Source organism: Bradyrhizobium sp. LA2.1 (assembly GCF_040547725.1).
GTDB lineage: Bacteria > Pseudomonadota > Alphaproteobacteria > Rhizobiales > Xanthobacteraceae > Bradyrhizobium > Bradyrhizobium barranii.
The window spans coordinates 402,465-427,219 of sequence record NZ_JBEPQI010000002.1; the positions used below are offsets into that span (position 1 = coordinate 402,465).

Annotated in this window: 23 protein-coding genes; 12 read left to right on the forward strand and 11 right to left on the reverse strand. The window is 64.5% G+C overall.

What is annotated here, in order from left to right; all coding sequences use genetic code 11:
- Positions 1 to 10: 10 nt before the first annotated feature.
- Positions 11 to 1,165, forward strand: a complete 1,155-nt coding sequence (locus ABIB95_RS04860) for a PepSY-associated TM helix domain-containing protein (protein ID WP_354238071.1) — start codon at positions 11 to 13, stop codon at positions 1,163 to 1,165.
- Between the two features lie 97 nt (positions 1,166 to 1,262).
- On the opposite strand, the gene ppx is transcribed toward ABIB95_RS04860, so the two are convergent.
- The 4 genes from ppx to ABIB95_RS04880 all read right to left on the reverse strand — a co-directional run bounded on the left by ppx (position 1,263) and on the right by ABIB95_RS04880 (position 6,450).
- The gene (gene ppx / locus ABIB95_RS04865) at positions 1,263 to 2,765 is read right to left on the reverse strand and encodes an exopolyphosphatase (protein ID WP_041957841.1); all 1,503 of its coding nucleotides are present in this window, start codon (positions 2,763 to 2,765) and stop codon (positions 1,263 to 1,265) included.
- 15 nt (positions 2,766 to 2,780) lie between these two features.
- Entirely contained in the window at positions 2,781 to 4,973 is a 2,193-nt protein-coding gene (locus tag ABIB95_RS04870; protein ID WP_354238156.1) for an RNA degradosome polyphosphate kinase, read from the reverse strand.
- Between the two features lie 144 nt (positions 4,974 to 5,117).
- Positions 5,118 to 5,795: a P-loop NTPase family protein gene (locus ABIB95_RS04875; RefSeq protein WP_135215301.1), complete on the reverse strand. Its 678-nt coding sequence runs from the start codon at positions 5,793 to 5,795 to the stop codon at positions 5,118 to 5,120.
- A 112-nt stretch (positions 5,796 to 5,907) separates the two neighbouring features.
- Positions 5,908 to 6,450: a CDP-alcohol phosphatidyltransferase family protein gene (locus ABIB95_RS04880; protein WP_071914606.1), complete on the reverse strand. Its 543-nt coding sequence runs from the start codon at positions 6,448 to 6,450 to the stop codon at positions 5,908 to 5,910.
- A 154-nt stretch (positions 6,451 to 6,604) separates the two neighbouring features.
- Here ABIB95_RS04880 and purM point away from each other — a divergent pair, with 154 nt between their 5' ends.
- Together purM and purN are read left to right on the forward strand one after the other, a co-directional pair.
- Entirely contained in the window at positions 6,605 to 7,678 is a 1,074-nt protein-coding gene (gene purM, locus ABIB95_RS04885; RefSeq protein ID WP_354238072.1) for a phosphoribosylformylglycinamidine cyclo-ligase, read from the forward strand.
- Positions 7,679 to 7,707: 29 nt separating this feature from the next.
- Positions 7,708 to 8,361, forward strand: a complete 654-nt coding sequence (purN, locus tag ABIB95_RS04890; RefSeq protein WP_354238157.1) for a phosphoribosylglycinamide formyltransferase — start codon at positions 7,708 to 7,710, stop codon at positions 8,359 to 8,361.
- 94 nt (positions 8,362 to 8,455) lie between these two features.
- On the opposite strand, the gene ABIB95_RS04895 is transcribed toward purN, so the two are convergent.
- On the reverse strand, positions 8,456 to 8,662 hold the full coding sequence (locus tag ABIB95_RS04895; protein ID WP_007591938.1) for a cold-shock protein: 207 nt from the start codon (positions 8,660 to 8,662) through the stop codon (positions 8,456 to 8,458).
- A gap of 372 nt (positions 8,663 to 9,034) precedes the next feature.
- Between ABIB95_RS04895 and ABIB95_RS04900 the strand changes: the two genes are divergently transcribed.
- A complete protein-coding gene (locus ABIB95_RS04900; protein ID WP_354238073.1) occupies positions 9,035 to 10,189 on the forward strand; it encodes an autotransporter outer membrane beta-barrel domain-containing protein in 1,155 nt (384 codons plus the stop codon).
- 20 nt (positions 10,190 to 10,209) lie between these two features.
- Here the strand turns inward: ABIB95_RS04900 and ABIB95_RS04905 are convergent, their stop codons facing one another.
- Positions 10,210 to 11,250, reverse strand: coding sequence for a LysR family transcriptional regulator (locus ABIB95_RS04905; protein WP_354238074.1), 1,041 nt, complete (start codon positions 11,248 to 11,250; stop codon positions 10,210 to 10,212).
- A 71-nt stretch (positions 11,251 to 11,321) separates the two neighbouring features.
- On the opposite strand from ABIB95_RS04905, the gene ABIB95_RS04910 reads away from it, so the two are divergent.
- From ABIB95_RS04910 to ABIB95_RS04925, 4 genes are read left to right on the forward strand one after another with little or no spacing between them, the layout of a single operon-like run.
- Positions 11,322 to 11,939 carry a hypothetical protein gene (locus tag ABIB95_RS04910; RefSeq protein ID WP_063983665.1) on the forward strand — a complete coding sequence of 206 codons (618 nt, stop codon included), beginning with the start codon at positions 11,322 to 11,324 and terminating at the stop codon, positions 11,937 to 11,939.
- Positions 11,926 to 12,546: a GNAT family N-acetyltransferase gene (locus ABIB95_RS04915; RefSeq protein WP_063983664.1), complete on the forward strand. Its 621-nt coding sequence runs from the start codon at positions 11,926 to 11,928 to the stop codon at positions 12,544 to 12,546. The genes ABIB95_RS04910 and ABIB95_RS04915 overlap by 14 nt, the downstream gene beginning before the upstream one ends.
- 25 nt (positions 12,547 to 12,571) lie before the next feature.
- Positions 12,572 to 13,135 (forward strand): isochorismatase family protein, encoded by a 564-nt coding sequence (locus tag ABIB95_RS04920; RefSeq protein ID WP_354238075.1) that lies wholly within the window; start codon positions 12,572 to 12,574, stop codon positions 13,133 to 13,135.
- 34 nt (positions 13,136 to 13,169) lie between these two features.
- The gene (locus tag ABIB95_RS04925; RefSeq protein ID WP_354238076.1) at positions 13,170 to 13,340 is read left to right on the forward strand and encodes a hypothetical protein; all 171 of its coding nucleotides are present in this window, start codon (positions 13,170 to 13,172) and stop codon (positions 13,338 to 13,340) included.
- Between the two features lie 30 nt (positions 13,341 to 13,370).
- On the opposite strand, the gene ABIB95_RS04930 is transcribed toward ABIB95_RS04925, so the two are convergent.
- The gene (locus tag ABIB95_RS04930; protein ID WP_354238077.1) at positions 13,371 to 14,963 is read right to left on the reverse strand and encodes an FAD-dependent monooxygenase; all 1,593 of its coding nucleotides are present in this window, start codon (positions 14,961 to 14,963) and stop codon (positions 13,371 to 13,373) included.
- Between the two features lie 95 nt (positions 14,964 to 15,058).
- Complete coding sequence (locus tag ABIB95_RS04935; RefSeq protein WP_354238078.1) at positions 15,059 to 15,805, reverse strand: IclR family transcriptional regulator; 747 nt, start codon at positions 15,803 to 15,805, stop codon at positions 15,059 to 15,061.
- A 155-nt stretch (positions 15,806 to 15,960) separates the two neighbouring features.
- On the opposite strand from ABIB95_RS04935, the gene ABIB95_RS04940 reads away from it, so the two are divergent.
- Together ABIB95_RS04940 and ABIB95_RS04945 are read left to right on the forward strand one after the other, a co-directional pair.
- Positions 15,961 to 17,292 (forward strand): MFS transporter, encoded by a 1,332-nt coding sequence (locus ABIB95_RS04940; RefSeq protein WP_354238079.1) that lies wholly within the window; start codon positions 15,961 to 15,963, stop codon positions 17,290 to 17,292.
- Between the two features lie 195 nt (positions 17,293 to 17,487).
- Positions 17,488 to 18,870 (forward strand): aspartate aminotransferase family protein, encoded by a 1,383-nt coding sequence (locus ABIB95_RS04945; protein ID WP_071914591.1) that lies wholly within the window; start codon positions 17,488 to 17,490, stop codon positions 18,868 to 18,870.
- Positions 18,871 to 19,125: 255 nt separating this feature from the next.
- Here the strand turns inward: ABIB95_RS04945 and rnd are convergent, their stop codons facing one another.
- Positions 19,126 to 20,295, reverse strand: coding sequence for a ribonuclease D (gene rnd / locus ABIB95_RS04950; RefSeq protein ID WP_063983660.1), 1,170 nt, complete (start codon positions 20,293 to 20,295; stop codon positions 19,126 to 19,128).
- 352 nt (positions 20,296 to 20,647) lie between these two features.
- Positions 20,648 to 21,544 (reverse strand): LysR family transcriptional regulator, encoded by an 897-nt coding sequence (locus ABIB95_RS04955; protein WP_354238080.1) that lies wholly within the window; start codon positions 21,542 to 21,544, stop codon positions 20,648 to 20,650.
- 103 nt (positions 21,545 to 21,647) lie between these two features.
- On the opposite strand from ABIB95_RS04955, the gene ABIB95_RS04960 reads away from it, so the two are divergent.
- Positions 21,648 to 22,637: a zinc-dependent alcohol dehydrogenase family protein gene (locus tag ABIB95_RS04960; protein ID WP_354238081.1), complete on the forward strand. Its 990-nt coding sequence runs from the start codon at positions 21,648 to 21,650 to the stop codon at positions 22,635 to 22,637.
- Positions 22,638 to 22,669: 32 nt separating this feature from the next.
- On the opposite strand, the gene ABIB95_RS04965 is transcribed toward ABIB95_RS04960, so the two are convergent.
- Positions 22,670 to 23,404: a FadR/GntR family transcriptional regulator gene (locus ABIB95_RS04965; RefSeq protein WP_207794725.1), complete on the reverse strand. Its 735-nt coding sequence runs from the start codon at positions 23,402 to 23,404 to the stop codon at positions 22,670 to 22,672.
- A 193-nt stretch (positions 23,405 to 23,597) separates the two neighbouring features.
- Between ABIB95_RS04965 and ABIB95_RS04970 the strand changes: the two genes are divergently transcribed.
- Positions 23,598 to 24,737, forward strand: coding sequence for an ABC transporter substrate-binding protein (locus ABIB95_RS04970; protein ID WP_354238082.1), 1,140 nt, complete (start codon positions 23,598 to 23,600; stop codon positions 24,735 to 24,737).
- Positions 24,738 to 24,755: the final 18 nt, after the last annotated feature.

Here is a 24,755-nt window from a genome sequence, read left to right on the forward strand (position 1 = left end):
GACGCGCGCAATGGCGATGTTGCCGGCCTCGAACCTCACCGGACGCGCACGGCGCGGGCTTCTGTGGGCTCATCGCTGGCTCGGATTGCTCGGCGGCATCGTCGTGGTGCTGATCGGCCTCACGGGTAGCTTCATCGTCTTCTATCGGGAAATCGACGCCGCCCTGAACCCGGCGCTTTACACTCCTGCCGGTCGGGAACGAGAGGCTACGCTGAGCGAGGTGATGCGCGCCGCCGCGGCAGCGGATCCCGCGCCGATAGCCACGATCCTCGCGCCGGATCGGACTTGGCCGGTCTGGGTCGTGATACATGCGCATGAAACTGCGAAAGGCCGCTACCCGAATCGCTGGACGACCATGGTCGATCCTTCGAACGGGAAGGTGCTCGGGCGGCGTGACTACGTCAACGCGTTCTCCCTCAAGGTTTATCGTCTGCACTACACGCTGCTGCTCTATGAGTGGTGGGGCAGAGAGCTGGTCGGCGTTGTCGGGTTCATGCTGCTCGGCCTGGCCATGTCAGGCCTCATCTTGTGGTGGCCGAGGCCGGGTCGATTCTGGCGATCGGTGTCGGTCCGGAAGGACGTTTCGCTGCTTCGATTTGTCTTCGACGTCCACGGTACGGCCGGCTTTTGGGCTCTGCTCGCGCTCACGGGGATCTCGATGACCGGCGTCGGGATCATTTTTCCCGACGTCGTGCGTCCCATCGTTGGCCTTGTGTCGCAACCGACAGCCGATCCGTCGCCGCGGATCGAAGCGCCGCCCCCCACGGGGACACCGCCGCTATCACCCGATGCGATCATGCGGAGCGCGCAAGCGGCCAAGCCGGGCATGGCGGTTGCCATGCTGAGCCCGCCCACCGAAACGCGCAACACGTGGCGGGTGCAGTTCCGGGCCGCGGGTGCTGATCCCGCGGTACGTGCCCGGGGGGCGATCTGGCTCGATCCATGGAGTGGCGCAGTGGTACACGATCGCACTTCGGCCGCGATGTCGATGGGGGATCGCTATCTGGCCGAACAGCTCTGGATCCATAACGGCGCGACGTTCGGGCTGATCGGGCGCCTGTTCGTGTTCGCAACCGGCTTCGCACCTCTCGCCCTGTTCATCAGCGGCGCGATCATGTGGCTCAAGAAGCGTCCAGGGAGGATCAGGACCGGCCAGCGGGTCTAAAGCGCGATGAGATTGGAATGAATCGTTATCGCGCTTTAGGTTGTTGTTTGAGCATGATCTTTTCGGAAAACCGCTGCGCACTTTTCCGGATCATGCTCTAGCGCCGCACGATCGAGCCGGAGCGGCCGATCAGGCGGGCGAGGGCGCGGAAGCGGCTGCCGACGCGGTCGGCGACGAGGTCGACGAGCCGGTGCTCGAACACCAGCATCAGATTGCGGCCCTGGCTGCGGAAATGCGTGGCCGGCAGCACACCCGGGCGTGCCGCCGAGATCAGATGGGCGACGCGGAACGCCGCGCCCAGCAGACGGGCGCGTTCGAGCTGGGCCGGTGTCAGCAGCTCCTGCATGGTCACCGGCGGCTGGTTTTCCTCGCTCAGGCCGGCATAGCGGTAGAACACGGACAGGCCGACGAAGGCGCGCTCGGTGTGGGTGATTGCGCCGAAATTGCCGTTGACGACCAGGCTCAGCGTCTGCTCGCCGCGATGGTCGGGATGCACGCGCCAGCCGATGTCGGAGAGCAGGCACGCGGTGTGGCGCAAGCGGCGGTCCTCCTCGGTCTCGCGCAGCTTCACCACGCGCGCGAGGCGGTCGGTCCAGGCGATCAGCTCGCGGGCGTGCTTTGCGGAACGCGACAGCAGCTGATTGAGCTCTTCCGCGGCGCAGATCAGCCCGTCCTTGTTGCGCTCGGATTCCGACAGCTTCTCGTGCAAGAGGCCCTCGCGCACGCCGAAGGTCGAGAACACGATGGACTTGGGTTTCGCCACGCGGATGATGTGCTCGAGCACCAGCGCCGCATAGGTGAGGAGCGGGCGCCTGGCATCCGCGACGATCTCGATGTCGGCCAGCATGTCGGCGGCCGCAAGCCGGCGGAGACGACGCGAAAAGTCGAGCGCTTCAGCTGCGGAAATGGAGTAGCCGTGCATCACCTGGAGCGGATAGCCGCTCTGGATGATGTGGATGCGCGCCAGCGCGCGCCAGGTGCCGCCGACGGCGTAGAAGGTGCGGCCGCGGCCGGCGGTGAGCTGCGGCACCTCGTCGAGCTCCTCGCGCACGATACGGTCGGCGCGCTTGAGCGATTTGTGCGCGAGGTCCTGGAGAGCGAGGCCGCCGAGCGGCAGCGTCACGCCGCTGCGCACGCTGTTTTTGCGCACGTCGATCAGCTCGAGCGAGCCGCCGCCGAGATCGCCGACGATGCCGTCGGGATGATGGATACCGGAGATCACGCCGAGTGCCGACAGCCGCGCCTCGCGCGGGCCCGACAGGATCTCGATCTTCACGGCGCAGATGCGCTCAGCTTTCGCGATGAAGTCGGGGCCGTTGGAGGCATCGCGGCAGGCTGCGGTCGCAATCGCAAACACGCGACCGACCTGCATGACGCGGCACAGGGCCCGGAACCGCTTCAGCGAGGTCAGCGCCTTGTCGACGGCATCGGGCGCAAGCAGGCCCGTGCTCTGCACCTCGCGCCCGAGGCCGCACAGCGTCTTCTCGTTGAAGATCGGAATGAGGCTCCGCGTCAGTCCCTCGTAGACGACGAGACGGACCGAGTTGGAACCGATATCGATGACCGCGACGCTCGAGCCGCGCTTACGCGGCCGCTTCACGTCCTCGATCCCGGATCAAGATTGATGACGTTCATTACGGCGCGTGAGACGGCGCGGCGAGGATTCCTTGAGCGACTTTCCACGGCCAGATAGACTCGGATTTGTCATGAAGTAGTTGTGGACGTTGAAAGGCTCCTCGCCCTTCGCGGTCTTCATACGCGTCGAGGACCCGTCGGGCAACAATTGCCAGCTCTGCTCATTGTCCTTCAGATTCGCGACCATGATCTGTTCGAGAACCTGCTGATGCACCGTGGGATTTTGCAGCGGACACAGCACCTCGACGCGGCGGTCGAGGTTGCGCGGCATCATGTCGGCCGAGGAGATATACACAGCCGCTTTCGCGCTCGGCAGGCCCTGGCCCATGCCGAAGCAGTAGATTCGTCCGTGTTCCAGGAAGCGCCCGATGATCGACTTGACGCGGATGTTCTCCGACAGGCCTGGAATGCCGGGCCTGAGGCAGCAGATTCCGCGCACGACGAGCTCGACCTGGACGCCGGCTTGCGAGGCCTCGTAGAGCGCGTCGATGATGTCGGGGTCGACCAGCGCATTCATCTTCATCCAGACCGCGCCGGGGCGGCCATGCCGCGCATGTGCGGTCTCGCCCTGGATGTGCTCGATGATGCGCTTGCGCAACGTCAGCGGCGACACCGCCATCTTTTCCAGATCGCTCGGCGCGGCATAACCGGTGATGAAGTTGAACACGCGCGCCGCGTCGCGGCCGATGGTCGGATCGGAGGTGAAGTAGGAGAGGTCGGTGTAGATACGTGCGGTGACGGGGTGATAATTGCCGGTGCCGGTGTGGACATAAGTGGTGAGGCCGCCGCCCTCGCGGCGCACCACCATCGAGAGCTTCGCGTGCGTCTTCAGTTCGAGGAAGCCGTAGACGACCTGCACGCCGGCACGTTCGAGGTCGCGCGCCCAGCGGATGTTGGCTTCCTCGTCGAAGCGCGCCTTCAATTCGATCAGCGCGGTGACGGACTTGCCGGCTTCGGCGGCTTCCGCCAGCGTGCGCACGATCGGGGAGTTGTTGGAGGTGCGGTAGAGCGTCTGCTTGATCGCGACGACATCGGGATCGCGGGCGGCCTGCTGCAGGAACTGCACGACCACGTCGAAGGATTCGTAGGGATGATGGACGACGAGGTCCTTCTGCCGGATCGCGGCAAAGATGTCGCCGCCATGCTCGCGCACGCGCTCGGGATGGCGCGGCACGTAAGGGGTGAATTCGAGATCGGGCCGGTCGAGGCGGGTGAGCTGCGAGAGCTCGTTCATGGCGAGCACGCCGTCGACCAGGAAGACCTCGTCGTCGGCGGCCGACAGCGCATGCTGCACGAAGCTGCGCAGTTCCTCCGGCATCTTGCCGTCGATCTCGAGCCGGATCACCGACCCGCGGCGGCGGCGCTTCAGAGCGGTCTCGAACAGGCGGACGAGGTCTTCGGCCTCTTCCTCGATTTCGAGCTCGGAGTCGCGGATGATGCGGAAGGCGCCCTGGCCGTGGAGATTGTAGCCGGGGAACAGGCGGTTGATGAACAGCCCGGTCGCCTGCTCGAGCGAGATCAGCCGAACGACCTTGCCCTCGGCCGGCAACCGGATGAAGCGGTCGATCTTGCCGGGCATGCGGATCAGAGCGTTCATCTGCTTGCCATCGGCGGCGCGCGTGAGCTGGAGCGCGATGGTGAAGCCGAGGCTCGGAATGAACGGGAAGGGGTGGGCCGGGTCGATCGCGAGCGGGGTCAGCAGCGGGAACACGTTGTTGAGGAAGTAGTCCTCGATCCAGGTCCGTTCCGCCTTGGTGACGTCCTTGCCGTCGACCAGTGCGATGCCCACGTCGGCCAGCGTGCTGCGCAGGTCGCGCCAGATCGCCTGCTGGTCGGAGGCGAGCTGTGAAACGGTGCGGTTGATCAGCGCGAGCTGCTCGGACGGCGTCAGGCCATCGGGAGCGCGCTCGGCAATGCCTTCGCGCACCTGGGCCTTGATGCCGGCGACGCGAACCATGAAGAATTCGTCGAGGTTATTCGCTGAAATCGACAGGAATCGCACCCGCTCCAGCATGGGGTGGCTGGGATTGACCGCTTCCTCGAGGACTCGGCGGTTGAAATGCAGCCAGGAGAGCTCGCGATTGATGAAGCGCTCGGGACTTGAGGCAATCGCCGGCAGGCCCTCGGTCTCCTGGGATTTTTCTTTAATTTCAACAGCTTGCGCAGAGTCCATCAGAAGTCGATCCATCCAGTTCGCCCCAATTTGCGACTTATGCGCAAAACCGGCGGGAGCATGTGTTAGTCCGATGACGTTTCGATGACATTGATGTTCCGCCGCTGCGCCGCGTCAAGCGGCCTTGGAGCCAGGGCGGAAGGGTCAGGCGTCCCGAAGCAGCTCGGCGGCCAGCGCCCGCGTGACGGGGCGACCGAGGCGCAGGGCCTCGCTGTCGAGCAGCTGCACGGCCTCCCGCGCGGCCGCCGAGGACCGCTCCAGACGGGTGGCGAGGTAGCTGACCACGCTCTCATCCACGGTGAGCTGGCGGTCGGCGCAGAACTTGACGATCAGGCCGCGGAAGAGCTGGTCGTCGGGCGGCAGCAGCGAGATCACAGGCACCGCGCGCAGCCGCGAGCGCAGGTCGCGCAGCTCGATCTCGAGCGACGCCGGTACCTCGCGGCCGGTGAAGAGCAGGTAGGCCCCATCCTCGCGGGCGAGGTTCATCAGATGAAACAGGGCCCGCTCGTCGAACTGTTTTGCCTTGAGATCCTCGACCACCAGCGCGCCGGTGGCGAGCGCGCCCGGGACGTTTTCGGCGGTCAGCCCATTGGCTGTGGTCGAGCGGGCGCCCGAAGCCTCGGCCCAGATCGCGGCGAGATGGCTCTTGCCGCTTCCTTCCGGGCCGGCCAGCCACATGATCCGGTTCGGCCATTCAGGCCAGGCATCGATGAGGGCAAGACCGGCTTCGTTGGCGGGGCCTTCGAGAAAATTGTCCCGGCTGAGGCTTTCCGCGTGCGGAAGCGAGAATGCCAATTGTCGGGGATGAACGCGGCCTGCCACGCTTGCTGTGCTCCGTGCCGGCGCGCCGGCTTCGTTTGAAGAGATACGACGTCATCGAGCGGGAGTTGGCCTTTTGCGGGGCCGCATCCCGGCTCATTTGGCCTCGATCGTGCTACTTGGCCTCGATCGTGCTCATGTGCCGCAGCCACTCGACGAGATAGAGCGACACTGAGGAGAGCGTGAAGACCGTGACGAGGCCCATCAGGATCATATCATAGGGCGCCGGCTTGAAGCCGAAGGCGAGGGAGGCCAGCACCAGCGCCGCATAGGCCACCTGGGCGGCGGTGTTGAGCTTCGACACCTTCGACGGCTTCATCTCGACCGGCTTGTCGAACAGCCAGGACACCATCACGGCGGCGACGATCATGATGTCGCGCGACACCACCAGGATCACGATCCAGCGCGGGATGTCGCCCCAGATCCCCAGTGCCAGATAGATCGAGACCAGCAGCGCCTTGTCCGCGAGCGGATCGAGCAGGGCGCCGAGCTCGCTGGTCATGTTGAAGCGCTTGGCGAGGAAGCCGTCGACCGCATCGCTCACGCCGGCAATGAGGAAGACGGCGAACGCAACCTCCATTTGGCTCGACACGATGGCCCAGACGATGATTGGGACCAGCATGATGCGGCCCAGGGTAATGATATTCGGAATACTCACGCGGCGCTTCCTGGCACCCGGCCTGACCTCGAATCCGGCCCGTTTGAAGGCTGAACCGGTTGATATCTACATAGTATAGGGCGGGGCGCCACGCTTGCCATTGCGCGTCCCCGGAATTCGACGTAACCAGCCGCAAACCCACTGGAAATCGGGCATGACCGACCGCAAAAACGGCCTCACTTACGCCGATTCAGGCGTCGATATCGACGCGGGCAACCGCCTGGTCGATCTGATCAAGCCGATGGTGCGCGCCACCGCGCGGCCCGGCGCCGACGCCGAGATAGGCGGATTCGGCGGCCTGTTCGACCTCAAGGCGGCCGGTTTCAAGGACCCCGTCCTGGTTGCCGCGACCGACGGCGTCGGCACCAAGGTCAAGATCGCGATCGAGACCGGCCTGCATGGCGGGATCGGCATCGACCTCGTTGCCATGAGCGTCAACGACCTCGTGGTGCAGGGCGCCGAGCCGTTGTTCTTCCTCGACTATTTCGCCTGCGGCAAGCTCGACCCGGAGGCGACCGCCTCGATCGTCGCCGGTGTCGCCGAAGGCTGCCGCGAATCCGGCTGCGCCCTGATCGGGGGCGAGACCGCCGAGATGCCCGGCCTCTACAAGGACGGCGACTACGACCTCGGCGGCTTTGCCGTCGGCGCCGCCGAGCGCGGTACCTTGTTGCCGCGCAAGGACATCGCCGCGGGGGATGCCGTGATCGGCCTTGCCTCGTCCGGCGTGCACTCCAACGGCTTCTCGCTGGTGCGCAAGATCGTCGAGCAGTCCGGCCTCAGCTTCGAGGCGCCGGCCCCGTTCGCGCCGGTCATGACGCTCGGCGGCGCGCTGCTGACGCCGACACGGCTCTACGTCAAATCCTGCCTGCGCGCGATCCGCGAGACCGGCGCGGTGAAGGGGCTCGCCCACATCACCGGCGGCGGTTTCACCGACAACATTCCGCGCGTCCTGCCGAAAGATCTCGGCGTCGGTATCGATCTGGCACGCCTGCCGGTGCTGCCGGTGTTCAAATGGCTGGCCGCCCAAGCCGGTATCGCCGAGCTCGAGATGCTGCGCACCTTCAACTGCGGCATCGGCATGATCGCGATCGTCGAGCCCGACAAGGTCGATCAGGTCGTCCAGGTCTTCAGCGATGCCGGTGAGACGGTGGCGCAGCTCGGTACCGTGATTCCGGCCGAGGGCGAGCATCGCATCGTCTATAACGGCCACCTCGATCTGGCACAGTGATGACTGGCACAGTGATGACTGGCGCTGTGATGAAGCGGCGCGTCGCCATCCTGATCTCCGGCCGCGGCTCCAACATGTCCGCGCTGATCAGGGCCGTTGCTGCACCGGATTTTCCGGCGGAAATCTCGCTCGTCATCTCAAACAAGGCCGACGCTCTGGGGCTCGAACGCGCCAAGGCGAGCGGCGTGAACACGCTGGTGATCGAGAGCAAGCCGTTCGGCAAGGACCGGGCCGGCTTCGAAAAGCTGCTGCAGGCCGCGCTCGATGAGCACGGAATCGAGCTGATCTGTCTCGGTGGCTTCATGCGCCTGTTCACGGCCGAGTTCACCAGGGCCTGGTACGGGCGGATGCTCAACATCCATCCCTCGCTGCTGCCGTCGTTCCCAGGTTTGGACCCGCATGGTCAAGCTTTGCGCGCCGGCGTCAAACTGTCAGGCGCGACAGTGCACTTCGTGATCCCCGAGACCGATGCCGGCCCGATCGTGATGCAGGGTGCGGTCCCCGTCAGCGACCACGACACGGGCGCTACGCTGTCGGAGCGCATTCTCGAGGTGGAGCATCGCATCTATCCCGAAGCGCTGCGGCTGCTTGCAACCGGCAAGGTCCGGATCGAGGGCGATGTGTGCAAGACGGCGGGTAGCGGGCCCTCGGAGAATTTCCTGGTGTCGCCGGTGGTGCGCTGAAGCACCGTCGCGCCGTGTTTCGTCTTCGCAAACAAAATCCCCCGGCAGAGCCGGGGGCATCGTCATGATCTCTCGCGCTAAGCTTTGAGAGAAATCAGGAGACCTTGAGGTTCTCCGCGGATGCTTTGCCGCGATTCTCCACGAGGTCGTATTCAACCACCTGGTTCTCATTAAGGGTCGAGAGTCCGGCACGCTCGACGGCCGAGATATGGACGAACACGTCCTTATCGCTGCCGTTCGGCTTGATGAACCCATAGCCCTTGGTCGGGTTGAACCATTTGACGGTGCCCTTTTGCGGCATCGCTCATCTCCTCCACTAGATACAAAAAAGACGCGGCCGCAGTTTCGCGTGCCACGCCACAAACGGGCTTCCGGAAGTCTGTTCGAGTCTCAATGTCGCGAAACGCACAGCCGAGCGGCCAATTCCGATTGTGTCCAATATTGCAACATGAAATTCGCGCGTTAGCAAGCGGCGCACGGCTTTCAAGATCGCGGCGGCTGTCGCCCTCTGCAATTTGCGACCTGTGGCAAGGGAACCACAATCGAGGCAATAGCCCCGCTCCAGCGCGCCAACCGGTTGACCCTGCGTGGCAGTTCGGCACAAATCGCCGCAAGCGCGCGCCGTTCGTGTTGCATTTTTGCGCTCCGCCACTTTGCTTCGGGATTAGTCGTCATGCGCTGCGCCTTGCAGCTCTCCGGGACACGGCAGACGGTTGGGCTGGGCCGTGTCCGCCGGATCGCGGCTGCGCTCGTCATGGCGCTTGGACTCGTCGTGATGATGTCTGCGACATCAGCCTTCGCGCAGAGTCCGACGCCCACGCCGACCCCGACCCCGACACCCACGGCGTCACCGACCCCCATGCCGACCGCGACCAATTACGACCAGTCGGCCGGCAACAGTGCGCTCAATCTTGGCTCCAATTTCCTGGAGCGGCTCGGCAACCAGGCCTCTAGCGGCGTCAACCGTGCATTGCGCACCAATCCCGGTGGGGGCGGCGCCTCGGCGAGCACGGAGGATCCGCTCTACCGCACCTGGTTCGAAGGCTATGGCATCTCGGTCCGGACCGACGCGCAGGGCGACTTCGTCGGCGACAAGCGCAAGACCTTTGGCGGCGTCGCCGGCTTCGGCGCGCGGGTCGCGCCGGGCGTCAATCTCGGCTTCTCCGTCGACCAGAGCCATACCGACATCGACGTGCCGCTGGCGCTCCAGTCGGCCACGCTCGACCTGACGCAAATCGGTTTCAACGGCTCGGTCGACAAGGGACCGTGGACCTGGGCGTTCGCGGTGGTGCACGGTTTCGGCAAGGTCCGTTCCAGCAGGGACACCGGTGTTGGTGTTGCGACTGCGGGTTATCGTGCCGCGATCGACGGTGGCCTGACCGAGATCAGCTACTACTGGACCAAGGACCAGATGCGCGTCGTGCCCAAGGGCGCGCTCGAATATGTGCGCGCTACCAGCGCTGCGTTCCAGGAGGCCGGAGGGCTCGATCCATTGAACGTCGGCTCCACGGCACTCTCACGCGCGCGCGTGATGATCGGCGCGGAGATCGGACGCTACTTCATCTACGACCAGAAGATCCTGGACCTGTCGGCCTACGGCAAGTTCGTCGACAATTTCTACCAGAACCTGGGATCGGTGCAGGTCAGCCTGGGAACCCAGAGCATCGTCGTTCCCGGCATCGGGGAGAGCCGTTACGGCATGGATGCCGGCGCCTCGGCCTCGCTCAGCCTCACCAGCGTCGCGCGGCTCTACATCAACTATGACGGCAAGTTCCGCAACGAGCTGACGTCGCATCAGGGCACGGTCGGCTTCGAATACAGATGGTGAGGGCGAAGCGCGCCCTGCGTCTACGTCGGCGTTGCCGCGACATAACCCGTTAGCCCAAAGCCCTCGCGCGCGGCCGTCATCATTGGCACCAGCGCATTCGGATGGATGAACTCGTCGCGGAAGCAGGGATAGGTCTTGGCATCGAAGATCTTCTTCAGCCAGTCGACCACGATCTTGTGGCGCTCGGAGTTGCGGAATTCCTTGTGATAGGTGAGCCAGAGATCGGCGTGGTGGCTGACGCCCAGATCGACGGCAACGAGCGGTGCGCCGAGCGCGATCGACACGGTCGGCAGGAAGCCGATGCCGGCGCCGCGCTCCACCGCATAGAGCACGCCGACCGAAGAGTTGGTCTTGATCCCGACGATGCCTTCGAGCGACTTCAGTCCAAGCACGCGCGCGTAGGCGCCGTCGTCGACCTGTGGCGCGCTCTGCTTGATGATGCGATGGTCCTTCAACTCGGCGAGGGACGCCGGCACGCCGTAGAGGCTCTCGTATTCCCTGGAGACGAAGGGATAGATGTGCAGGCGGCCGAGCTTGGCGACGATCAGGTCGGGATTGGTCGGTGGCTCGAGCTGGATCGCGATGTCGGATTCAAGCCGGGCGACGTCGGCCTGCTCCATCGCGCAGCGCAGATCGACGGTGATCTTGCGATAGGTCTTCTGGAAATCGATCAGCCGCGGCAGGATCCAGAAATTGCCGGGGCCTTCCGTCACCGCGACGCGCACGGTGCCTGACGTGTCGTTCGACGATCGCGAGGCACGCCGGAAGACGTTGAAGGCATGACGCTCCATATGCGCGACGTCGGCGATCATCGCGGCGCCTTCATCGCTGAGCGTCAGCCCGCTCTGGTCGCGCAGGAACAGCTTGCAGTCGATGCTCTCTTCGAGCCGGTCGATCCTGCGCATCAGCGTGGTGGAGGTGAGGCCGAGTTCTTCGGCCGCGTTGCGGAAACTTTTATATTTTGCGCACGCTAAAAAGAGTTTCAAATCGTCCCAGGACGCGTCCAGGGCTTCTTCACGGTGCTGCATCAAAGCAGCACCCCGGTGCAATAACTGCTGCATACGCCAGATCCCCAACCGCTAAGGTCATCGTCATAGCGGGGCACTAAATCCTCGGACGATAGAGGGGTGACATGAGTATGGAAAGGGGCTCCTTTGCCGCAAGGCATGATTTCGATGCATTGCCGCTCAGTCCGGACGTCGATGTCCGATGTGCGCAATCTTCCGAAATTGCTGCGCTTTCCGACATGGCGCACCGGCTGGTGCCGGGTGTGCAGATCGGAACGGCAGAGCTTGCACGATATTTCACGTTCGATCCTCAGAGCATCCTGACGTTCAGTCGCAAGGGCAATCTGGTCGGCGGCATGGCCTTCTTGTTCCTCAACGACCGCGGACATGATGCGCTGCTGCTCGACGAGATCTGCCTGACCGCACCCGAGACGCGCTATCTCGCTTCCGCGAAGGAAGACGTTGCAGCGATCTACATCTGGGCGATCGCGGCGACGGGCCGAGGTATCGCCGGTCTCGGCAAGGCCGCGGCTCATCTACGTCAGGTAAGGTTTCGCGGCGCGGATTGCTATGCGCAGCCGTCAACCGTGGCCGGACGCGACATCATGAAGGCGACGGGATTCGACCCTGTCCCGAGCTTCCAGCCCGATCTCTGGTGTTACGAGCGGCCCTGGCATCGGCAGCCGATGCGGATGCCGGGCGCGATCATCCAAACAAGGAGTTTTGCAGATGCACGGCACTAGGATTCCCCTCGCCAAGCCCGACTCCCGCGCCATCACCATTCGCCTCGCGCGCGATCCCAACGACCTCATGCTGGTCACCGCCATTCGCGCGGCGGTCTATCTCGCCGAGCAGGATTGTCCGTTCGACGAGGAGTTCGACGGCAACGACATGGTCGCAGCGCACTTCATCGGCTACGTCGGCAACGAGCCTGCGGGTTGCCTGCGGGTACGCTTCTTCGGGGATTTCGCCAAGGTGGAGCGGCTCGCGGTGCGTCATCAGTATCGGCGCTCGCGCGTCTCGTTCAAGCTGGTGCAGGCGAGCGTCGACTATGTGAAGCGCAAGGGCTTTCGCAAGATCTACGGCCAGGCGCAGGACCGGCTGGTCGATTTCTGGGCTCATTTCGGCGCCAAGCCGCTCGGTCACAACCGCAAGATCACCTTCTCGGATTTCTCCTACACGGAGATGCTGCTGGAGATCGAGCCGGGGCCGGACGCCATCACGCTGGACAGCGATCCCTATGTGATCATCCGTCCCGAGGGCGATTGGGACCGGCCCGGCGTGCTCGACGCATCCGCGGGGCGGGCGGTGACCTCGCCGCTACGGGACCTCGCACTCGCCGATCACTGAAATTGGTGCAGCTCTGCGCAAGACAATGCTGGCTTCCATTACCGATGATCCGTCGATCCTGGTCTGTGCGGATCTCCAGGTCGAATATCTGACCCCCGGGCGTCGCCATGTCATCCTCGACGGCGAAGCCGCCACCGTGCGCTGCCTGGAGCTCCTGACACTGTGGCGCACCAATCTCTGGCCGGTGATGCATCTGAAGCGCATCGCCCAGGCGGCGTGGTTCAATCCGGCATCCAGGCTGACCGATTGGATCGCGGAGGCGAAGCCGCGACCCGGCGAAATGACGTTCGAGCACCCGCTGCCGTCGGCCTACAGCTCCGCGCGGTTCGTGGACTACATGTCCAATATCCGCAATGTACGCTGCATTCTGGTCGGCTTTTCCCTGGACGAAACCATCCTGGCTACCGCCGTCGACGGGTTTCACCGCAGCCATCGCTACCAGATCGTCACTGACGCCGTCGCCTGCCGGCAGCCGGGCACGGGCGATGCCGCCGTCTACAAACAGTCGGTGGTGAATGTGATCGGGAATTTTGCTACAGTCCATGCCAGCGCCGAACTGATCAGAACCAGCGGCGCCATCGCGGTCTAGGCGGCCGTGGTCGGCGGATGGATGGGGTGGGACATTGTCACGGGGGGACGAGCTCAAGGAGCTGGCGAGCGATTTGTCGCGTGCCGTGGAGACGGCGCGCCGCGTCGGCTTGCCCACGACCGTCTATCTGCTCTCGATGGCGCTGGTGGAGGTGAGGGAAGCCGCTCGCGCTGCCGACGAAGCGGATGACGACGGCGCGGCGTAGGGTTTTGGGCCTGCGGCGAAAGCGTTTCTCTCAGGATCGGCCGATGGCGCGCATCAGGATATCGGACGCGTCATCAGCGCTGTCGCCCGCGTAGGCGACGAATTGATCGGGCCGCACCAGGATCAGCCGCGCCTCGTATTTCTCGCGTCCGCCTGATGCGGTGTCCCTGATCACCCTCAGCGGGATGCCAAGCCGCGCGGCGGCTTGCTCGAGAGCTGTTGCCGCGGCGCCGTCCGTCAGATCGATCAAGGTGAAGCCGTCGCCCAATTCCTCGAACACGTTGTTGCCTGACGACAGAGGTTGCGGGGTGAGATGATGACCTGCGCGCGCCGGATAGGCGTGCGAGCCGATCGCGCTGCAGACAGCGCCGGCCGGACCAAAGACGATTGGTGACCCCTCGTAATTCGGCTCGAAGGCGTTGACCTCGGCGCGCGCGCCGGAGTGCCGCTCGTGCCAGGCGGCCTCGAAATCCGCCCGATCGCGCGCCGGATCGTGCCGGCGAAGAAAATCGCGGTCGCGGAAGATCGGAGTCTCGATGAAATCGCGCGCAGTGGACGCAAACACCGGACGCCGCTCGGCATCGTAGCTGTCGAGCAGACCGGCTGGCGCCCAGCCTTGCAGCGTCGCGGCGAGCTTCCACGCCAGATTTGCGGCGTCCTCGAAGCCGGTGTTGATGCCATAGCCGCCGTAGGGCGGATGGCTGTGCGCGGCATCTCCGGCGACGAAGACGCGGCCGGCGCGGTAGCTGTCCGCGACCGTGAAGCGAAGATCCCAGAATCCGATGTGCTCGAATTCGATGTCGAATTGTGCGCCGGCGGCATCGTGCAGCAAGCGTCGGAAATCGAAATTGTCGGCGGTGGTGTCCGCCGGAACGGGGGCATGGAAGAACCAGGTGCTGCCGAGATCGACCCGGCCGAAGAACTTCCAATAGCCCTCGAGGTCCGGATGCAACACGCTGTAGAACGACTTGCCTGGAAAGGCCTCGAGCAGTCGATGCAATTCAACGGAGCGAAACACCAGCAGCACCATCAGCCGATCGTGGTCGGAGCGGGTCTGGGTGATGCCGGCGCGTTCGCGCACGATCGATCGGCTGCCATCGCAGCCGATCACGTAGTCGGCGCGAAGGCTCTGTGTCATCCCGTCGCGATTTTCGATGTCGAGGCTCACGCCCTCGGCGTCAGGCCGGATATCCCGGCAGGTCCAACCGTATCGCAGGTCAATGGAGGGAAGCTGTGCCGCCCGTTGCCGCAACACGGCTTCGGTCGCGTATTGCGGCAGGCGTTCGTTGTCGGTGAAATAGAAGGGGCGGACGAGTTCGCGCTGCAGCCAGTTGTAATTGTAGCCGCTGAGCAGCGTCCCGTAGCTGGTCATTCCGCCGATGCCGTAGTCGGGAGTAATGGTGCGGGCCGCGCGCAGCGCTGCCTCCGCGCCCCAGAAATGGAAATGCTCCATCGTCCGCTGCGTGAGGTTCTGTCCCTTGGGGATCGGCTGCGGCTGTTCGTGGCGTTCCACGACGATGGTCTTGATGCCGCGCTGGCCAAGGCCGATCGCCAGACCCATCCCGACCGGTCCGCCGCCGACGATCACGACGGGCGCGTCGCTATCCGCTGAAGCCTGCCTCACATCGCTTCCCCACGATTGTCATCGCGCGAGGCGCGATCGCTCGTCCTCATGAGATGTCGCACAGATCTCGTCAAGTAAAATCTCAAATAATGAGATTATTCTGTAGCAGTCTCGGAGATCTGCCGGGCCGCTTCGCGGACCTCCGCGCTGATGCGATCGATCAACTCGCCCTTGGCATGTGGTCCGGCGATCGTGATGCAGAGGCTTGCGATCGGGTAGCCCGCATCGAGGATCGGCGCGGCGATCCCGACCGCGCCCGGTGTCACTTCGCCAAAGGCAACGGCGACGCCGGCGCGCCGCACGCGTTTCAGCGCTGCCAGGATTTCGTCGGAGGTGTCGCCGACGCCGACGCTGCGCAGATCGGCTGCATAGCGCGTCACCAGTGGCATCACGCGCTGCTTGGGCAGAAAGGCCATGATCGAGCGCGCGATTGCGCCGCGGCCCATCGCCATCGGTCGGCCGCGCGGATAGCTGCTCACGGGATTCACGACCGAGGCGATTGAAGCCACGCACAGCATCTTTTCGCCATACCAGCGCACGACCAGGGCCGTACAGGGGTGCGCGGCCGACAGCCGCTCCAGATACGGGGTGGCTGCTGCGATCAGCGGATCGGAACGGCGGCTGAGATAGTCCATCTCCACCACGCGCGGGCCAAGCGCGAACCGGCCGCCGCGCGTCGGCATCACGAAGCCGCTGTCCTTCAAGCTCTTCAGATAGCGATACAGCGTCGGCCTCGTGTAGCCGAGCTCCTTCATGAGCTCTTCGGGCGACCATTGCGGCCGTGCCTCGGTGAAGAGATCGAGCACGGCAAGGACCCGATCCTGACTGTTTGCTTTGACCAAGTGAGATTCGATCCAGCTTCGCGTATTCGCCGTGATACCCGCATTCGCGCCGGCCGCAAAACGGCGGCACGGTAGCGGCTTGCCTTCGTTATAATCTCACTATAAGAGATTTTAAGAAGAATAATAGTGCATGAGCTGCCGGGGAGGGGTTGGGCATGGCTGTCACAGCTACGGATGAGATCGTGTCGGGCACGGTCGACGTTCCCGCCTATGTCGATCGTCAGCCGGTCGGCGCCTTTCAGATCCGGGTTCTGCTCGTCTGCGCCGCGGTGCTGTTCATCGACGGCTTCGACACCCAGGCCATCGGTTATGTCGCGCCTGCAGTCGCGCAGGAATGGAAGCTGGCACGCGGCAGCCTCGGTCCGGTGTTCAGCGCGGGGCTTCTGGGCCTCATGATCGGCGCCCTGATCTTCGGTCCGATGGCCGACAGGATCGGTCGCCGCCGCATCATCCTCGCAAGCACGCTGGTGTTCGGCATCGGGACGCTGCTCACCGTGTTCGCGGTGGATACGACCTGGCTGATCGCGTTGCGCGTTCTGACCGGTCTCGGTCTCGGCGGTGCAATGCCCAATGCGATTGCGCTGATCTCCGAGTTCAGCCCGCATCGCCGCCGCGCCACCATGGTCATGATCATGTTCGCAGGCTTTTCGATCGGTGCGGCCCTGGGCGGGCTGCTGGCGGCCGCCATGATCCCGGCTTTCGGCTGGCGCTCGGTGTTCCTCGTCGGCGGCCTCGTGCCGCTGCTGCTTCTGCCTTTCCTCTTCAAGGCGTTGCCGGAGTCGATCCGGTTCCTGGCGATGATGGGCGGCCGCGACCGCGAGGTGGCGAACCTCCTGCAAAAGATAGCCCCGGGGGTATCCTTCGCCGGCAATGCCAAATTCGTGGTCCAGGAGCCCAAATTGTCGGGATTGCGCGTCGCGCATTTGTTTGCAGAGGGCCGCGCATCGGTGACGGTTCTGCTCTGGGTCGTGTTCTTCATGAGCCTGCTCGACCTGTATTTGCTGTCGAACTGGCTGCCCACCGTGCTGAACGATCTCGGCGTGTCGGTTTCGGGGGCGGCCGCGATTGGTGCGATGCTCCAGGTCGGCGGCGTGGTCGGCACGTTCACGCTCGGCCAGTTCATCGACCGCTTCTCGTTTCGCGCGTTGTCGCTGACCTATCTCGGGGCGGCGGTCGCGGTTGCGGCCGTCGGCATGGCCAGCCATTCGATCGTGCTGGTCACGATCGCGATCTTCGCGTCGGGATTTTGCATCGTCGGGGGACAGATCGCCTCGAACGCGCTGACGGCGACCTTCTATCCGACGGCGATCAGATCGACCGGCGTGGGCTGGGCGCTGGGCATCGGCCGCATCGGCTCGATCGTGGGGCCTCTGATCGGCGGCGTCATGCTGGCCCGCGACATGGGACCGCAGCCGCTGTTTGGCGCTGCGGCCGTCCCGGCATTGATCGCCGCGGCGGCGGCCTTCGTGCTGGCACGGCGAGGCTAGCCGAGGCGATATATCCTGCCGAAGTGCCAGCGCTGCTTTCCTGCAACGCTCGTGTGCGCTTGTTGCCAACGAAATGACGTTGCAAGTTGCGGCCTGCCGCAATAGCCAAGATGTCGACGTTTTCTTTGGACAAGCTCGTCGTTTGGACAGGTCTGCGTCATGACCTGCAATGACGCACCGTTGAGGAATCCCGCAATGTCCATGCTGCCCAATTCGCAAGAGGCCCGGGATGTGGCCTACCAGCTCCATTCCTATACCAATGCGCGCGCGCATCAGCAGGCCGGTCCGCTGGTGATCGAGCGCGGCGAGGGCCCTTACGTGTTCGACGCGTCGGGCAAGCGCTATTTCGAGGCCATGGCCGGCTTGTGGAGCGTCGGGCTCGGCTTCAACGAGAAGCGGCTGGTCGAGGCGGCGCACAAGCAGATGCTGGCGCTGCCATTCTACCATACGTTCTCCGCCAAATCGCACGGGCCCTCGATTGACCTCGCCGAGAAGCTGGTGGCGCTCGCGCCGGTGCCGATGAGCAAGGTGTTCTTCACCAATTCCGGCTCGGAGGCCAACGACACCGTCCTCAAGCTGATCGCCTATCGCTCCAACGCGCTTGGCCAGCCGCAGCGCAAGAAGATCATCAGCCGGATGCGCGCCTATCACGGCGTCACCATTGCCTCGGCAAGCCTCACAGGCCTGCCGAACAATCACCGCTCGTTCGACCTGCCGCTGCCCAACATCCTGCACACGGGCTCGCCGCATTTCTACAAGGATGGCGCGCCCGGTGAGAGCGAGGAGGCGTTCGCGACGCGCCGGGCCGAGGAGCTCGACGCGCTGATCCAGAAGGAGGGCCCGGATACGATCGCGGCCTTCTTCGGCGAGCCGGTGATGGGCGCGGGCGGCGTCGTCGTGCCGCCGGCGACCTATTGGGACAAGATCCAGGCCGTCCTGAAGAAGTACGACATCCTGCTGGTCGCAGATGAGGTCATCTGCGGCTTCGGCCGCACCGGCAAGATGTTCGGCTGCGAGACCTACGGCATCAAGCCGGACGTGATGGTGGTCTCCAAGCAGATCACCTCGAGCTATTTCCCGCTTTCGGCGATCATCCTGAACGACCGGATGTTCGAGCCGATCGCGGACGAGAGCAACAAGATCGGCGTGCTCGGTCACGGTTTCACCGCGGGCGGCCATCCCGTCGGCTCGGCCATTGCGCTGGAGAACCTCAAGATCATCGAGGAGCGCGGCCTGGTCGCGCACGCCGCCGAGCTCGGCGGCTACATGCAGGGCAAGCTGCGCGAGCTCACCAGCGATCCGCTGGTCGGCGAGGTCCGCGGCGTCGGCATGATCGCGGCGATCGAGCTCGTGCTCGACAAGGGACGCAAGACCGCCGCCAGCACGCCCGGCGCCGTCGGCGGCATCGCCAGCCGCATGCTCCAGGAGCGCGGCGTGATCTCCCGCAACATGCTGGATGCCATCGCCATCTGCCCGCCGCTGATCGTCACCAAGGCCCAGATCGACGAGCTGATCGCGGCCATTACGGGCGTGCTGAACGACATGAAGCCGGAAGTGGCGAAGCTGACGCCGGCGTAGGCTCTCTCCTCGTCATTGCGAGGAGCCCGCAACAAAATTGCGAAGCAATTTTGCGCTGGCGACGAAGCAATCCAGACCGTCTCCGCGGAAAGATTCTGGATTGCTTCGCTTCGCTCGCAATGACGGCGTTGATGCAGTGAGCCTCGATTTATCATCGTCACCCTGAGGTGCTCGCCTCTTCGGCGAGCCTCGAAGGGCGACGGCCGACTGGCCGCAGCGGGGGCCGCTCATCCTTCGAGGCTCACGCCTCGCGCCTCAGGATGACGGTTTAACCGGCTCCACCCGTTGGACCCCGATCACGCGACCCTTCTCGATCGCCAGCGCCAGCTCGCCGCGCTTCAGTTTCAGCGCGGCATCGCCGAACAGCTCGCGGCGCCAGCCGCGCAGGGCGGGGACGTCGGCCTCGTCGTCGGCTGCGATCTCTTCGAGATCGTCGACGGTGGCGATCACCTTGCTGGCGACCGCGTGGCGTTCCGCGGTCATGCGCAGCAGCACCTTCAACAGCTCGACGATGGCGGCGCCATTGTTGTTGTTGCGCGGCTTCTCCAGCTTCGGCAGCGTCGCGAAATCCCGCGCCAGCCCGCGCTCGACCGCGGCGACGATGTCCGCGCCCCATTTGGATTTCTCGAACCCCTTCGGCACCGAGCGCAGATGGGCGAGCTTCTCCAGCGTGTTCGGCGCGTGGGTCGCGATGTCGCTGATGGCTTCATCGCGCAGCACGCGGCCGCGCGGCACGTCGCGGCTCTGCGCTTCCTGCTCGCGCCAGGCCGCGACCTCCATCAGGACCGCGAGGTCCTTGGGCTTGCGGACCCGCGTCTTCAGCCGTTCCCAGGCGCGCTCGGGATGGAAGTCGTAGGTCCTGGGCGAGGTGAGGACCTCCATCTCGATGGAGACCCATTCGCTGCGGCGCCGCTTCTTGAGGTCGGCATCGAGCGCGGCGAACACGTCGCGCAGGTGCGTGACGTCGGACACCGCGTAGTGCATCTGCTCTTTCGTCAGCGGCCGGCGCGACCAGTCGGTGAAGCGGTGGGTCTTGTCCGGGCGGTGGCCCGTGACCTTCTCGACCAGCGCGTCATAGGCGATGCTGTCGCCATAGCCGAGCACCATGGCCGCGACCTGGGTGTCGAACACCGGGTGCGGGATGATGTTGGCCTGGTGCCAGATGATCTCGATGTCCTGGCGGGCGGCATGGAATACCTTCAGCACGCCCTCGTTGCCCATCAGGTCGAAGAACGGCTTGAGGTCGATGCCCTCGGCCAGGGTGTCGATGACGATCGCTTCCTCGGGGCTGGCCATCTGCACCACGCACAGCAGCGGGTAGTAGGTGGTTTCGCGCAGGAACTCGGTATCGACTGTAATAACGGGGTGCTTGGCCAGCCGGCTGCAGGCAGCCGCGAGGTCAGCGGTGGTGGTAATCAAATCCATGAACGGCCCATGACACTTGGTATCAGCCGTTCTGCCGAAAGCGCTGTGATGTCAAGGGGCTCTAAGCGAATTCGAGCCTTGCATCGGGCCGGAATCGTCGCTTTCCGACGAAATTCCTATTCGTAACGGATCCGGTGCGAGGATTTGCGCGCGCAGGGCAGCGCCACCACGACCACGCACATGGCGACCAGCGCCAGCCCCAGGAACTCGAAAACCAACAGATCCACGGCGAAATCTCCAGAAACATTGATAGATTTGTCGGGGGTACGTTGAGGGTCTGTTAATGCTCGTGGTTACCGGCCGCCCGGCAAGCCGGATGGTGGACGGGGAGTTAACGGGGCGGGCTCGACCATCACCCCATGAGCTTCGGCAAGGCGGCGAGCGCGTCCACGGCGGCACGGACTTTTGGCGGAATCCGGGGCGAACGGGGCCACAGCGCGTGGCAGTTGTAGAGGAATTCGGGCTGGCCTTCGAGGAGGCCGACCAGCGCGCCGCTGTTGAGACGCTCGCGGACCAGCCAATAAGGCAGCCAGGCGAGCCCCATGCCCTGTGCGGCGGCGTCCGCGATCGCCTCCATATCGTCGAGCCTCAGCCTGCCCGAGGGCATGATCTCGCGTGGCGGCTGGTCGGCTTGGGGAAACAGCCACGGCCGGACGCGTCCAGAGCGGCGATAGATGATCGCCTGATGCAGGGCGAGATCGTCGAGCGATTTCGGTTTGCCGTTGGCGCGCAAATAGGACCGCGCGCCGCACACCACCATGCGCTGGCTTGCGATGCGCCGCGTGATCAGACCGGACTGGTCGTCGAGATCGCCGGTCCGGATCGCAAGATCGTAACCGGCCTCGATGATGTCAGCGATGGGATCGCCGAAGGAGAGGTCGAGCTCGAGATGCGGATATTTTCGCGCGAGCTTCATCAACAGAGGGGCGATGCAGTGCCGTCCGAGCAGGGCAGGCATGGTCACGCGCAGCCTGCCGCGCGGCGCGGAGAGTTCATCGGCCACGACGGCGTCGGCGGCTTCGGCCTCGCTGAGTACCGTGCGGCAGCGCTCGTAATAGGCCTGGCCAGCTTCGGTCAGGCTCTGGCGCCGCGTGGTGCGGTTGAGGAGGCGGACGCCGAGACGTTCTTCGAGGAAGCGCACATGCTTGCCGACCATCGGCCCCGACATCTCCAGGGCGTCGGCCGCGGCTGCGAACGAGCCGAGATCGACGGCGCGGACGAACACGGCCATGCTGGTCAGGCGGTCCATGATTGAGAACTCCTGGTTTCGACTGTTCGCGTATTTGGGCCATTTATCCACTTCGGTGGGATCGGCATAGCTCCATTCAGTTCAACTGTTTTGGAGTGTATCCATGGCGCTCGTCGTTCGCTTTCACCGGCATGGCGGTCCCGAAGTGCTGCGCATCGAGACGGTCGACGTTCCACCGCCAGCGAAGGGCGAGGTGCAGATCCGGGTCAGGGCGCTCGGTCTCAACCGTGCGGAGGCCCTGTTGCGGACGGGCACCTATATCGAGACCGCGACATTTCCGTCCGGCCTTGGCCTGGAGGCGGCGGGCATCATCGAGGCCGTCGGCGAAGGCGTGGCCGACTTTGCGCCGGGCGACGCGGTCAGCATCGTGCCGCCGCTGTCGATGGTGCGATGGCCGGCCTATGCCGAACTGGCGACGTTTCCAGCCGAGCTCGTCGTGAAGCATCCGCCCGAGCTTGGCTTCGAGGCGGCGGCTGCGGTGTGGATGCAGTATCTGACGGCCTACGGCGCGCTGGTCGACATCGCCGGACTTGGGCGAGGGGATGTCGTCGCCATCACGGCGGCATCGAGCAGCGTCGGGCTTGCGGCCATCCAGATCGCGAACCGGATCGGCGCGGTCCCGGTCGGCCTGACGCGGACCTCGACCAAGCGGCGCGCCTTGCGCGATGCCGGCGCCGCGCACGTGATCGCCTCGGACGAGGAGGACATCGGAGCGCGGCTCGCGGAGATCGCCGGTTCAAACGGCGTCCGCGTGGTGTTTGACGCCGTCGGCGGTCCCGCATTCGAGCCGCTGACCGCGGCGATGTCACCGGGCGGTATACTGATCGAGTATGGCGGGCTAAGCCCCGCGCCGACGCCGTTCCCACTCTTCAACGTGTTGACCAAGTGCCTGGTCCTGCGCGGCTACCTCGTGCACGAGATCATCCGCGATCCCGTGCGCCTTGCGCGGGCAAAGGCGTTCATCCTCGATGGGTTGGCGGACGGCACGTTGAAGCCAATCATCGCCCGGACGTTCCGGTTCGACGAAATCGTCGAGGCGCATCGCTTCCTGGAGTCGAACAATCAGTTCAGCAAGATCGTGGTGACGATCTAACCGCGCGCGGCGCGTGGCTCACGTCGCCGCGATCAGCCCCCCTCGAATATTCTCTTGCGGGCATTTTCGACATGCGTGCGCATGGCGCGGCGGGCGCCGTCCTCGTCTTGCGCCTCGATGGCCTCGAACACGCGGCGATGCTCCTGCTGCCCCCTGAGAATGCGACCGCGCGGCTGAATGAGCGACAGGTTGCGGTTGAGATTGACGCCAATGGCGATCTGCTCCCTCAACGACGTCAGCGTCTCGACAAAGAACCGGTTGCCACTCGCCTCCGCAATCGTGCGGTGGAAGAGGAGATCTTCCTCGACACCAAGGCCGCCCTCGCGCCCTTGGGCCACCATCGTATCCAGCCTGGTCAGGACCTGCTGAATGCGGCGCAGGCTTTGCCTGTCCCGGTTGCGGGCGGCGAGGGCCGCGGCATCGCCCTCGACGGCCATCCGGAACACGAAGCAGCGCTGGATGTCGGGGATGCTGCTGACAGGCGCGAAGTCGAAGGCATTGGCGGCCGGGCGCCGCGTCACGAACCAGCCCGCGCCCTGGCGTGATGCGATCAGCCCGTCGTCGCGCAATCGCGTCAGCGCCTCGCGAACGACGGGCCGCGAAACGCCGAGGAGTTCGGCAAGGCCATTCTCGGGCGGTAGCCGGCAGTTCACGGGAAGGATGCCGATCGCGATCTGACCGAGCACATGGTCGTAGATCCGGTCGCTCAGTCGACCCGTCGAGGAGGAGAGCGGCAACTCCACGGATTTCATCGCAGGCTTTTTCAAGTCCGGCTCCGCCCGGTTTTGCGTTCGGCTTCCAAACAAGTTTTTGACATTTCAGTCCGTGCACAAGGCGCTCGGCCGCCAGTTCAAAACAGCTACAGAACAGACCGCTTGACAACCAGCGAAGATTTCGTCGATGCTTGCCTTACAAATAAATAACAAGTTGCGCAAAAAATAAAGCGCGTGGGAGGCGAGAATGAAACCGAGGTCAGCAACCCCAATGGTCGCCGCCCTGTTGGGGGCGTGTCTTTGCAGCGGAGCCCTGGCCGCTCCGATCAGTCTTTCGATCATCGATACCGGCGGTGACCTGGCCTCGGTGCAGACCATCATCGAGAACTACAAGAAGGCGAATCCGGACAAGGTCAGCGAGATCAGAATCCAGCGCGCGCCCGCGCCGGAGCTTCCGGCCAAGATCAAGGCGCAGCAGGACGCCGGACGCCTCGATATCAATCTGGTGCTGACCGGGCAGGATGGCGGCGCACTGCTGGCCCAGAACGGCCAGCTCATCGCCATCCCCGATTATCAGAAGAGCTTTCCGCGCGACGGCCTCACCGATGCGGGCAAGGCGCTTTACGACGAGGGCAAGGGCGTCCTCATTCCGTCAGTCGGCAATGCCGGTGGACCGGTGCTGATCTACAATCCGGCGAAGGTGCCGAGCCCGCCGAAGACCGCGCAGGAATTGCTGACCTGGGTGAAGGCGAACCCGGGCAAATTCATGTATGCGCGTCCGGCGAACAGCGGGCCGGGCCGCGCGATCCTCCAGGGCTTTGCCTTCATTCTTGGGGACTCCAAGCCGCTCGACCCCGAAAAGGGCTGGGACAAGAGCTGGGATTTCCTGAAAGAGCTTGGCAAGTCGGTTGAATATTATCCGACCGGTACCGCGATCACGTTGAAGGAATTCGCGCAGGGGCAGCGCTGGATGATCGCCGGGATCATGGAATGGGACATGAAGCCGCGCGCGCAGAGCGTGATCCCGCCGGACTCGAAGATCGCAATTCTGGAGAACACCACGTTCGTGGTGGACGGTCACTATTGGTGCATCCCGAAGGGCGTGCCGCAAGAACAGGTCGATGTCATCGTCGATCTCATGAAGTTCATGTGGAAGCCGGAGCAGCAGGCGCTCACCTGGAAGGCCTTCATCGGGCCGGTCGTGAAGGCCGCAGCCCTGGCATCGGCGCCCAAGGATATCCAGGACGAGGTGAAGGAGTTCTGGCGTCCCGAATATGATCAGATCGGGACCAAATGGAAGGTATCGCCTCCGCTGGGCGTGACCGAGCTGAGCTACGCGATGGAACGGTGGGACCGTGAGGTCGGCGCCGATCAGGTCAAGAAATAACAAGAACCGGGACCAAGA